General features: G+C 67.0%; 7 protein-coding genes and 2 pseudogenes. 7 read left to right on the forward strand and 2 right to left on the reverse strand.

Going from position 1 to position 11,708, the window contains the following annotated elements:
• Positions 1 to 58 precede the first annotated feature (58 nt).
• From AWC25_RS15865 to AWC25_RS15895, 7 genes and pseudogenes are all read left to right on the forward strand, one after another.
• Entirely contained in the window at positions 59 to 412 is a 354-nt protein-coding gene (locus tag AWC25_RS15865) for a DUF732 domain-containing protein (RefSeq protein ID WP_069399261.1), read from the forward strand.
• 239 nt (positions 413 to 651) lie between these two features.
• Positions 652 to 1,386 (forward strand): LppX_LprAFG lipoprotein, encoded by a 735-nt coding sequence (locus AWC25_RS15870; protein WP_069399315.1) that lies wholly within the window; start codon positions 652 to 654, stop codon positions 1,384 to 1,386.
• Positions 1,387 to 1,470: 84 nt separating this feature from the next.
• Positions 1,471 to 1,832, forward strand: a pseudogene (locus AWC25_RS15875) (DUF4189 domain-containing protein).
• Between the two features lie 266 nt (positions 1,833 to 2,098).
• Positions 2,099 to 3,007, forward strand: a pseudogene (locus AWC25_RS15880) (BTAD domain-containing putative transcriptional regulator); the annotation flags it as partial.
• Positions 3,008 to 3,243: 236 nt separating this feature from the next.
• Complete coding sequence (locus tag AWC25_RS15885; protein ID WP_085167066.1) at positions 3,244 to 5,049, forward strand: serine/threonine-protein kinase; 1,806 nt, start codon at positions 3,244 to 3,246, stop codon at positions 5,047 to 5,049.
• A gap of 75 nt (positions 5,050 to 5,124) precedes the next feature.
• On the forward strand, positions 5,125 to 7,494 hold the full coding sequence (locus AWC25_RS15890) for an FHA domain-containing protein (protein WP_085167067.1): 2,370 nt from the start codon (positions 5,125 to 5,127) through the stop codon (positions 7,492 to 7,494).
• A gap of 329 nt (positions 7,495 to 7,823) precedes the next feature.
• The gene (locus AWC25_RS15895) at positions 7,824 to 9,701 is read left to right on the forward strand and encodes a serine/threonine-protein kinase PknH/PknJ (protein WP_069399257.1); all 1,878 of its coding nucleotides are present in this window, start codon (positions 7,824 to 7,826) and stop codon (positions 9,699 to 9,701) included.
• 45 nt (positions 9,702 to 9,746) lie between these two features.
• Here the strand turns inward: AWC25_RS15895 and AWC25_RS15900 are convergent, their stop codons facing one another.
• Positions 9,747 to 10,325 (reverse strand): hypothetical protein, encoded by a 579-nt coding sequence (locus AWC25_RS15900; RefSeq protein ID WP_069399256.1) that lies wholly within the window; start codon positions 10,323 to 10,325, stop codon positions 9,747 to 9,749.
• A 250-nt stretch (positions 10,326 to 10,575) separates the two neighbouring features.
• Complete coding sequence (locus AWC25_RS15905) at positions 10,576 to 11,706, reverse strand: adenylate/guanylate cyclase domain-containing protein (protein ID WP_372513482.1); 1,131 nt, start codon at positions 11,704 to 11,706, stop codon at positions 10,576 to 10,578.
• Between the last annotated feature and the right edge of the window lie 2 nt (positions 11,707 to 11,708).

The raw sequence follows: 11,708 nt of genomic DNA on the forward strand, positions 1-11,708 counted from the left end.
CGCGGTGCTGACCCTAGTCGCATCAGCACCCCAACCGAACCTGAAAAGGATCACCGCAATGTTGACTCACCGCGTCGAGACCATCAAAACCGTCAAGACCATTGCTAGCACCATGATCGGCGCCGCCGCCGTCGGGCTTGTCGCACTAAGCACCGCCGGCACCGCCGCGGCCACCACCGCGGACGACGCGTTCATCTCCCAGATGGACGGCCTTGGCATCTCCTTCAGCTCCCCCGCCGAAGCGGTCCGGGAAGGCCACCCGGTGTGCCGGGAACTGGCTTCCGGCAAGACCGGGACCGACGTCGCCACCGAGGTCCTCAAGCAGACGAACCTGACCAGTCACCAGGCGGCCTACTTCGTGGTCGACGCGACCAAGGCCTACTGCCCGCAGTACGCCTGGCAACTCACCTAAGCGCCCACCAACCCGAATGGGGGGATCTCGGTAACCGGGATCCCCCCATTCACCCCCCGGTCACGGTTGCCGGTGACCCGGGGCAAGCCGGTCGCGGCGCAAATTTTTGAAAACGCGCGGCTGAAATTCCGCCTCAACCAGAGGAATTCGCTGCCACGATCCTTAGCCCGCGCTGTTGCTTTGCTGCACCGCGATTTGCTATTCAAGAAGCAGCCGTGGCCGATCCCAAGGAGATGTCGATGAAGCTCTCGCCTCGCACCGTCACCGCCACCGCGGCCACCGCGCTCGCCCTCGTCCTGGTTATCGGTGGCTGTTCGGGCAATTCCAACGGCGGTAAGCCGCCCGCGACGACGGCCACCACGTCCAGCCGCGAAGCGGCCACGTTGCTCAAGCAGGCCGCCGACGCCATGGCCAAGGTCACCGGGATGCACGTGACCGTGACCGTGCAAGGCGACGTGCCAAACCTGCGGGTGACCAAGCTCGAGGGCGACATCTCCAGCACCCCGCAGACCGTGGCCACCGGCAACGCATCGCTGATCGTCGGCAAGACAGCCCAACAGGCAAAGTTCGTCTACGTCGACGGGCACTTGTATTCCGACCTGGGACAACCCGGCACCTACACCGACTTCGGCAACGGTGCCTCGATCTACAACGTGTCGGTGCTGCTCGACCCCAACAAGGGTCTGGCCAACGTGTTGGCCAAGCTGCAGGGCGGCTCGGTGGCGGGCACCGAACAGGTCAGTGGCGTGGCGACCACCAAGATCAGCGGCAACTCCTCCGCCGACGACATCGCCACGCTGGCCGGATCCAAGCTGACCGCCGAAAGCGTCACGACGGTGCCGACCACGGTCTGGATCGCCGCGGACGGCTCCGCGCATCTGGTGCAGCTGCAGATCCGCCCGACGAATGACACCTCGGTGACGCTGACCATGTCCGATTGGGGCAAGACCGTCACCGCAACCAAGCCCAGCTGACACACCGCCCCGGTGCGACACCGTGAATCGCAATCCGCTGCAACCGCCGGACCGCCGGCCTTCGGAAAGGAATCACCAATGGGGATGATTACTCGTCGACGGCGGTTCACGTTGGCCGCTGCTGGTTTCGTCGCCGCCGCCGCGGTCGGCGTCGGGTTGGCGCCCGCGGCCGGTGCAGCCGACGAACATGGCGCAATCGCCTACTCCAGCAACGGTTCCTGGGGCCGCGCCTGGGACTACCCGACCCGAGCGGCCGCCGAGGCCACCGCGGTCAAGAACTGCGCCTACCGGGATTGCAAAGTGCTCACCAGCTTCACCGAGTGCGGCGCCGTCGCGACCAACGGCAGAGCCTTCAGGGCGGTGTCGGACCCACCCTGGCCTCGGCGATGCGCGACGCGCTGACTAAACTCGGTGGGGGCGTTATCGACACGTGGGCCTGCAACTAGCCGATCACCGACCGGCACCGACCTCCGATACGCCGAGAACCCAAACTCTTGCCGTTGTCCCGACGCTGCTGAAGCTGACGGGAGATCCACGCCGAGCTGGCTGCACCTCAACGACGGCGGCACCCGCAGGCCGCGACGAGCACGCCATACCCGCGGATACGTTGGGTTCTGCTGGCGGAAAAGACATTTCAGTGCCGGATCCGGCCGCACGGTTGTCGTGGCGCGGCACACCGAGCATTCGGTTTTGACCGAATCGACGGAATTGTGGCGCCGGCATCGATCCCCGGGTGGCCCTGGCCGCGGCGCCCCCGGGTTATCGGCTCAGCGTCGCCGAAAACAATTGCGACATAGGGCGGTTCATCACCGAGAAGACCGCGGGCGTGCATGCCGCCGCCTCCGGCCGGTTCGAGCAAGCCAGTCAGCACCTGTCGGTGGCGCTGGCACAATGGCGGGGACCGGTACTCGAGGATCTGCGCGATTTCCAGTTCGTCGACAGCTTCGCCACCTCCTTGGTGGAGGAGAAAATCTTGGTCCACACCGCCAAGGCCGAGGCCGAAATCGCTTGCGGACGTGCCGCCACCGTGATCACCGAACTGGAAGCGCTGACCGCGGAGCACCCCTACCGGGAGCCGCTGTGGGCCCAGTTGATCACGGCCTACTACTTGACCGACCGCCAGTCCGACGCGCTGGCCGCCTACCGCCGGGTGAAAACGACCCTCGCCGAGGAACTGGGCATCGATCCCGGCCCCACACTTCGCGACCTCAACGAACGGATCCTGCGTCAAGAGCCGCTGGACGCCAAGAAATCCGCGCGAACGACGGCCGTCGGAACCGTCACCCTGCTGGACCAACGCACCAAAGTGCCCATCGGAAAACCGCTCGCCTATCTGCGCGAACCGTCCGGCCGCAGCTACCCGCTGCGCGCGGCCGAGACCAGGATCGGACGCCTCAGCGACAACGACATCATCCTGGCCAGCGCCAACGTGAGCCGCCATCACGCCGTCATCGTCGACACCGGCACCAGCTTCGTCATCAACGACCTACGGTCCTCCAACGGAGTGCATGTGCAACACCAGCGGATCCGGTCTGCCGCCACCGTCAAAGACGGCGATCACATCCGGATCTGCGACCACGAATTCATCTTCGAGATCCCCCACGACACTGACTCCAAATAGCCTAAACCAACTGTCGCACAAGTAATTTCACCGATTTGACGGCCGCACACACCAGACCTACTGGGCGCCAACGGCATGAGGTGCCCGCCCGTCACATTTCGCTCTCGCAATTTCGCTGCCCGCAAGTCGCTTACGGCTTACCGTGATGGTTGCTGGTCGCGGTGGTTACGGGACGGGGATCCGGCGAAAATTGTTGATATGGTCGGCGGGTCCGCGGTTGGTTTGGAGGATCAACGATGAGCGACGCGCAGGACTCACGGGTGGGGGCGATGTTCGGCCCCTACCACCTGAAACGGCTGCTCGGACGCGGTGGCATGGGCGAGGTCTACGAGGCCGAACACACCGTCAAGGAGTGGACGGTCGCGGTCAAGGTGATGGCCACAGAATTCAGCAAGGACCCCGTCTTTCGGGAGCGGATGCGCCGTGAAGCGCGCACCGCCGGCCGTTTGCAGGAACCGCACGTCGTTCCCATCCACGACTACGGCGAAATCGACGGGCAGATGTTCATGGAGATGCACCTGATCGAGGGCATCGATCTGGACGACATGCTCAAAAGGTTCGGGCCGCTGGCGCCGCCCCGGGCGGTGGCCATCATCACCCAGATCGCCTCGGCCCTCGACGCCGCCCACGCCGCCGGCGTCATGCACCGTGACATCAAGCCACCCAACATCCTGATCACCCGCGACGACTTCGCCTACCTGGTCGATTTCGGCATCGCCAGCGCGACCACCGACGAGAAACTCACCCAGCTCGGCACCGCGGTGGGCACCTGGAAATACATGGCGCCCGAACGGTTTTCCAACGGCGAGGTGACCTACCGGGCCGACATCTACGCGCTGGCGTGCGTGCTGTACGAATGCCTGACGGGCACGCCACCGTATCGCGCGAGCACCGCCGGTGAGTTGGTCAGGGCGCATACCAGCGACGCCATCCCGCGGGCCAGCGACGAGCGTTCGGGAATTCCCAAGGCCTTCGACGCGGTGATCGCGCGCGGCATGGCCAAGAAACCCGAGGACCGCTACGCCAGCGCCGGCGACCTCGCCCTGGCCGCGCACGAGGCCCTCAGCACGCCGGACCAAGACCACGCCGACAACATCTTGCGCCGCAGCCGCGAGGCCACCCTGGCCGCCGGCACCGCACTGGACCCGCCACCCACCGCGCCGGCCACGGCCCAGCCGCCGATCAATACGCCCCAGCCGCCGCGTCCGAGGCTAGGTCCGGTGGCACCGCACCACGCCCCCAGCCCGTGGCCGGGTGCCGGCTCGGGGGCGCCCGACAACGGCCCCGTCCCCGCCCCGGCCCAGCACGTCTCCCGCCCGCAGTACTACCAAGGCGGCGGCGGCAACTGGACCCCCACACCGCCGGGCGGTCCCGCGCACTGGGGCCCGACCCAGCAGCCCCGCACACCCAAACGCAATCCCTGGCCGATCGTGGTCGGGGTGTGCGCGCTGGTCATGGTCCTCGTGCTGGCCGTCGTCGGCATCTACATCGCGACGCAGCACGAGGACAACCCGGCACCGCAACCCACCGCCGCGCCGACAACCACGGTGACGCCCAAGACGTCCAGCGCGCCCAGCACTTCCAGCACGATTTCCACCCCGCCCGGGGACGTGGAAAGCCAGCTGCTGTCGATCGTGCCGCCGGGCTACCCGAGCGGCGTGTGCACCCCGGCCACGCCCAAACCGAACAGCGTCTGGTCGGAGGCGTTGGCGATCGTGGACTGCGATCAGAACACCAACCCCGGCGGGCCGTCCAAGGCTCGCTACGCCCTGTTCCCCAATCCGGCCGTTCTCAAAGACGCTTTCGATGCCGATGTCAAATTGCTGCAGATGGTGACGTGTCCCGGCGGAACCACGAATCCCGAACCGTGGCAACATCCCAGCGCCCCCAAGGTGGACGTCGGGATGATTGCGTGCGGCACCTATGAAAACCACCCGAACATGGTCTGGAGCAATCAGCAACGGCTGCTGCTGTGCGACGTCTTCGGCGACCCCCCGACCATCGAGGAACTGCACACCTGGTGGACGAAGTACGGTGGTTGACCTGAACCGCATCGCATGACGCTAAAGATCAACGAGCCCAACAACATTGGCTAGCTAACGCAGCGGAGGCTACCCGTGGACGACAGGACCGAATTGGTCACCACCATTCCCCGGCTGGAACTGCGGTCCGGTGCCCGCGCCTGGCAGGCCACCGGTAACAGGTCCTGGAACATCGGCCGCGCCTACGAGTCCGACATCCAACTGGAAAACCCCCGGGTGTCGCGCCACCACGCGGTGCTGCAACCGACGCCCGCGGGCTGGGTGCTGGTCAATCGCAGCCGCAACGGGATGTTCGTGAACGGCCGACGTGTCGAGAGCCTGACGATCGACCGGCCCGTCACCGTGCGGCTCGGGTCGGCGTCGTCCGGGGCGGCGCTCGAGGTCTACCCGATCGCCCAACCGCCCGCCCCCGCGCGCACGCAAACCGTTGCGCCGCCGACCCAACCGGTCGGTGAGACGACGGTCGCCCGGCCACCGACCGCGGTGTACAACATGGGCCAGGTCGACATCCGGATCGGCCGCGCCACCGACAACCAAGTCGTCCTCGACGACCTCCTGGTCTCTCGGCAGCACGCGGTGTTGCGGCGCACCGGCCACCAATGGGAACTCGTCGACAACAACAGCGCCAACGGCACCTACGTCAACGGCAACCGGATCGTCCGAGCGCTCATCGGACCCAACGACATCGTCGGCATCGGCCACCAACTGCTGCACCTTTCCGGTGACCAGCTTGTCGAATACGTTGACACCGGCGACATCTCCTACGCGGCGTCCAACCTGCGGGTCGTCACCAACAAGGGCAAGACGTTACTCAGCGACGTCAGCTTCGCCCTGCCGCAGCGCTGCTTCATGGCGGTGGTGGGGCCGAGCGGCGCCGGGAAATCCACACTGCTGGGCGCGTTGACCGGCTTCAGCCCGGCCAGCAGCGGCGAGGTGCGCTACGACAATCGTGACCTCTACCAGAACTACGCCGAGCTCCGCCATCGCATCGGGTTCGTACCGCAGGACGACATCCTGCATACGCCGCTGACCGTGCACAGGGCACTGAATTATGCTGCGCGGCTGCGGTTTCCACAGGAAGTCTCCGCCGCCGAGCGAAAGCAGCGCATCGACGAGGTGCTGACCGAACTGGGGCTGGCGGCCCATGCCAATCAGCGAATCGACAGCCTGTCCGGCGGACAACGCAAACGGACCAGCGTGGCCCTGGAACTGTTGACCAAGCCCTCGCTGCTGTTCCTCGACGAACCCACCTCCGGCCTCGATCCCGGTTACGAGAAATCCGTCATGCAGACGCTGCGGGCGCTGGCCGACGACGGCCGCTCGGTCGTGGTGGTCACCCACAACACCGCGCAGCTGAACCTGTGCGACCGGCTGCTCATCCTGGCGCCGGGCGGGCGGCTGGCCTACTTCGGTCCGCCGCAGCAGGCCCTGGGCTACTTCAACTGCCGCGACTTTGCCGACCTGTTCAACCTGCTCGAGCACGACACCACCACCGACTGGACCGGCCGATACGTCGCCTCGCCGATCCACACCGCCCTCACCGGGCCTCACCCCGCGCTCAAAGCGCCGCGACCGGCGCCGCCGGCCAGCCGGCCGGTCGCCCAGCAGAGCGCGTTCGCCCAATTCACCACGCTGTGCCGGCGGTACCTGGCGGTGATCGCCGCCGATCGTCAGTACTCGGTGACGCTGTTGGTGCTGCCGCTGCTGCTGAGCCTGTTCGCGCATGCCGTCCCGGGTCGCGCCGGGCTGTCACTGACCAAGGCCATCGAGACGAAGTCCACCCAGCCGTCGCAACTGCTGGTGCTGCTGATCATCGGCGGCGCACTGATGGGCTGCGCCGCCTCGATCCGCGAGATCGTCAAAGAACGGGCCATCTATCAACGCGAACACGGGATAGGGCGGTCCCGCGGCGCCTACCTGGCCTCCAAATTGGCGGTCCTCACCGCATTGACGACGCTGCAGGGCCTGATTCTCGGATTTCTTGGGGCGGTGGGTCTGCCCCCGCCGGATCAAGCCGTCGTGCTGCCCTGGCCCCGGGTCGAGGTGGCCGTCGCGGTCGTCGCCGTCACCGTGGTCTCGATGATGATCGGTCTGCTGATCTCGGCGGCGATCGGCAATGCCGATCGCGGCATGCCGATGCTCGTGCTGGTGGTCATGGCCGAATTGGTGCTGTGCGGCGGCATGTTCGGGGTCAAGGGGCGCATCCCGCTGGAGCAGTTGGCGTGGTTGTCACCGTCGCGCTGGGCCTACGCGATGGCCGCCTCGACCATCGACCTCAACGATCTGCGCCGGACCGCGGGCGGCGACGAGGACCCGATCTGGGACTACGCACCGAGCAGCTGGTGGATGGCCGCGGGCGCATGCGGCGCCCAGGCGGTCGTGTTGGCGATCCTGATCGCGGCTCAACTCAAACAGCTTGACCCACAACGCAAATCGGGCAGGTGAGGGGCGCTGTGGGTGTTTGGCGACCAACGGCAGCACGCTGACCGCCCACCGCCCGAACGTCACCTGAACCGACAGCATTCGGTAGCCGACGTAATAGACCCCGTACGAGCACATCCGCGCGGTCCCGGCAGTGGTGGGCATTGAGAGTCCCTGCGCTGGCATGGCTTGCCCTATCCTTGATGAATCCTTGGACGCAACCGACATTCGGGGCCGCCGATGTTTGCCGTGATCGAATGAATGGGCGGGCGCGCAGCCATGGCCGTCGGGGGGTTTCGCCGGCGGGATGTTGATATGGTCGGCGGGTCCGCGGTTGGTTTGGAGGGTCAACGATGAGCGACGAGCAGGCCTCACGGGCGGGGTCGACATTCGGGCCCTACCACCTAAAACGGCTGCTCGGGCGTGGCGGAATGGGCGAGGTTTACGAGGCCGAACACACCGTCAAGGAGTGGACGGTCGCGGTCAAGCTGATGTCGGACCAGTCCAGCGCGGACCCGGTGTTCCGGGAGCGGATGAAGCGCGAAGCGCGCACCGCGGGCCGTTTGCAGGAACCGCACGTCGTTCCGATCCACGACTACGGCGAGATCGACGGAAAAATGTTCATGGAGATGCGCCTCGTCGAGGGCACCGACCTGGACAGCCTGCTGAAACGGTATGGCCCGCTGACGCCGCCGCGCGCGGTGGCCATCATCACCCAGATCGCCTCGGCCCTCGACGCCGCCCACGCCGCCGGCGTCATGCATCGTGATGTCAAGCCGCCCAACATCTTGGTCACCCGTGACGACTTCGCCTACCTGGTCGATTTCGGCATCGCCAGCGCGACCACCGACGAGAAACTCACCCAGCTCGGCACCGCGGTGGGCACCTGGAAATACATGGCCCCGGAGCGGTTCACCAACGCCGAGGTGACCTACCGGGCCGACATCTACGCGCTGGCGTGCGTATTGCACGAATGCCTGACCGGTGCGGCCCCGTATCGCGCGGACAGCGCCGGCGTGCTGGTCCGGGCCCACATGAACGACCCGATTCCGCAGCCCAGCGCGGTACGGACCGGCATTCCTAAGACGTTCGACGCGGTGATCGCGCGCGGCATGGCCAAAAAACCCGCGGAGCGCTACGCCAGCGCCGGCGACCTGGCGCTGGCCGCACACGAGGCGCTGAGCACCCCGGATCAAGACCACGCCTCCGACATCCTGCGCCGCAGCCAGGAAGCCACCCTGCCCGGCGATCCGAAACTCGTCCAACCGCCGACGGTCGCGGGCACCCAGGCGGCTCCGCCGCCGCCGCGGGTGAACACGCCGCCGACCCCCTATCCGCGCCCAGGACCGAGTGCCGCGCCGGCCGCAGCACACCATCCACCGAGCCCCCGGCCCTGGGCGCCCGAGAGCGGGCCCGTGCCGACCCCGGCCCCGGCGTATTTCCAAGGCGGCGGCGGTAATTGGGGTGGCCCGCCCCCGGGCACTCTGCCGCCGGTCCAGCCGGTCGGACACCCACCGTGGGGAGTGGGACAGCCGCCCAAACCCAAGCGCAATCCCTGGCCGATCATCGCCGCGGTCGCGGTGGTGGTGGTCGTCGTCGTCAGCGCCGTAGCGATTTGGCTGATCATCCCCGACCCCAAGCCGCCACCCGACCCGGTCGCGGCCACCCAGCTGAACTCCTTGCTGCTGAGCCCCTCGGAGATCAACGCGATCATGGGCGCGACGAACATCCAGCCCGGCAAGCCGATCACGTCGATGGGTACCGCGTCGATGACGGTGTCGATCCCGGACTGTCAGGGCGCGCTGTACACGACCCAGGACCGGGTGTATGCCGGGAGCGGCTACACCGGGATCAACGGGTTGGTGTCGTCGGAACCGGGTGACAACAACGACCACTGGGTCAACCAGGCGGTGGTGGCCTATCCGACCGCCGACAAGGCCGAGGCGTTTCTACAAAGCGAAGCCGGCAAATGGAAAAGCTGTGCCGGACAGACGGTGACGGTGACGAACTCGAGCAACAAGACCTATCGGTGGACTTTCGCCCAAATTCAGGGCAGCCCACCGAAGATCTCGGTGCTGCAGACGCAGGAAGGCGCCGACGGGTGGGAGTGCGAGCACGCGATGGGCGTGGCGAACAACGTGGTGGTCGACATCAACGCGTGCGGGTACCACATCAGCGACCAAGCCGGCCAGATCGCCGACAAGATCGTCGAGAAGATCAACGACATCTAGCGACGTCCGCCCGCCCCGAAAGGGTTGCGGCGGTGGCCAATCCGTTTACTGCTGCGGATCGGGCCCCTGCGCGCGCAGCTCGTCGACCGCCGACATGGCGTCGCGCAGCTTGGCCAACCACTCTTCGGTGTGCTCACCGACGAGTCTGACCGACCACGCGAGTGCGTCGGAGCGTGACCGGGCGACACCGGCGTCGACCAACGTGTCGAGCACCTGACGTTCCGGTTGCTTCAATCGAGTCATCACCGGAACGGCAATGTGGGTGAACAGAATTCGCTCCGTGCCGTCTTCGGAAGCAACGTCCACACCCCAGGAAACCTTGCGCCCGTAGCGATCCTGAGCCTCATCGGCGATACACATGCGTTCGGAACGCGTCTCTTCGCGGAAGCGCGACGCCCGCCCCTCGGCGCGCGGCCCGCTTTCTTGCTTGCCGGCTTGCCCCGCCAGCTTGCCGATGACGGTGATCTCCTCGCGATCGACTATGACGATCGGGTCGCCGTCGAACCAGTCCTGGGGCACGCGGCCGGCGAACCATTCCGCCGCTCCGCTGGCGTCGGGTTGCTGTGCTTGCTGCCAGCCGCCGGGGCGACCGTAACGCCGCCCATGCGTGTGCTGTGATTTCATGATTACATCATTACACCGTTGCCACAGGGCGTACCACCGATTCGCCCACGGCGAACACCCTTCGCGATCCGCGCTGTATGCGGGCACCGGAAAACCGTTGATATGGCCCGCTCAACGGCGTATTTTTGACAACGAAGCAGGCCCGGAAGCGGCCGTTCAAAGTGTCGGCAGCGGGGAAGGAGCCGGCCGCGTCGGACCGTGTCAGACGCCCCCAGCGCCGCCCGGGCCTGCCCACATGTCCGGCCCCGGGTCAGTCGGAGCCGCGCGAGCCACCGCGGCGAATGCGGAACAATTTGACCTCATTCTTCACGCCCTTGAGCCGGCGCGCGCCCGCGAACGACGCTGCGTAGTCCCCGGCGTCGGCGACCGCCTGCCACACCGTTTCCGACGCCAGGACGGTACCCGGCCGCGCCACGGCGGTGACCCGGCTGGCCACGTTGACCGGGCTGCCGAACCAGTCGCCGGCGCGGCTCACCGCCATCCCGGCCGAGACGCCGGCCCGCAGCCGCGGAAAGTCGTTGTCGGTGTCCACGGCCTCGACGAGCTTCAGCACGACATCGAGCAGCGGCTCGGGCTCCGGGCAGACGAACATCACCGCGTCGCCGATCGTCTTGATGAACCGCACCGGCGGCACCGTCACGTCGCGGGCCAGGCTCGCCAACCTGCCGGCGAGCTGACCGAGCTCCTCGGCCGACAGCTCCTCGCCCAGCCGGGTGAAGCCGACCAGGTCGGCGAAGCCGACGGTGACCTGACGCGCGCCGGGCAACGGCTTGCCCGCGGCCCGCTCGGCCGCGTCGATCGCCTCGGTCTCCATCATGTGGCGCAGCTGCATGAACAGCATCCGCTCGAGCATCGGACCGAGCTGCGGAACGATCTGGCTGACCAGCTCCTTGGACGCCTTGGCGATCTCCAACTCGGTCGCTCCTGGGCGCAGGATGGCCGCCAATGCCGCGTACCGCATGACCTCGGCGGCACTCGACAAGCCCTCGGCGAGCACCCGCACGACCAGCACCACTTGGTCGGGGTTGAGTCCCAGTTCCACGAAACGTTGGGCGAAGGCGGCCGCCTCGCCGTCGGCGCGCATGTGAATCGCCGCGTCCGGGTCGTCGACCCTGGCCAGGCCGATCGCGCGCTGCACCCGTTGCAGCAGCACCAGGTCTATGTTGTGCTTTTCGCTGATTTCGCGCGCCGACACGTAGCTGCCGTCGTCGCCGATCAGGTGGCGGCTGGCCAGCAGCAGCGGAGGGTTCGCGCTCCGGATCTCTTCGGCGGTGATGCCCTGGTCCAACAGCCAACCCACCAGCTCGGCACGTTCGCGGCGCGCGGCGCCCTCGAGTCCGTCGAGCAGATCGTCGATGTTCTGCGAGACCGCGTCGTCCACGT

It is taken from the genome of Mycobacterium sherrisii (genome assembly GCF_002102355.1).
Classification (GTDB): Bacteria; Actinomycetota; Actinomycetes; order Mycobacteriales; family Mycobacteriaceae; genus Mycobacterium; species Mycobacterium sherrisii.

Coding starts and splice junctions, on each gene's coding strand:
- AWC25_RS15865 (WP_069399261.1), top strand. CDS start 59: ATGTTGACTCACCGCGTCGAGACCATCAAAACCGTCAAGACCATTGCT.
- AWC25_RS15870 (WP_069399315.1), top strand. CDS start 652: ATGAAGCTCTCGCCTCGCACCGTCACCGCCACCGCGGCCACCGCGCTC.
- AWC25_RS15885 (WP_085167066.1), top strand. CDS start 3,244: ATGAGCGACGCGCAGGACTCACGGGTGGGGGCGATGTTCGGCCCCTAC.
- AWC25_RS15895 (WP_069399257.1), top strand. CDS start 7,824: ATGAGCGACGAGCAGGCCTCACGGGCGGGGTCGACATTCGGGCCCTAC.
- AWC25_RS15900 (WP_069399256.1), bottom strand. CDS start 10,325: ATGAAATCACAGCACACGCATGGGCGGCGTTACGGTCGCCCCGGCGGC.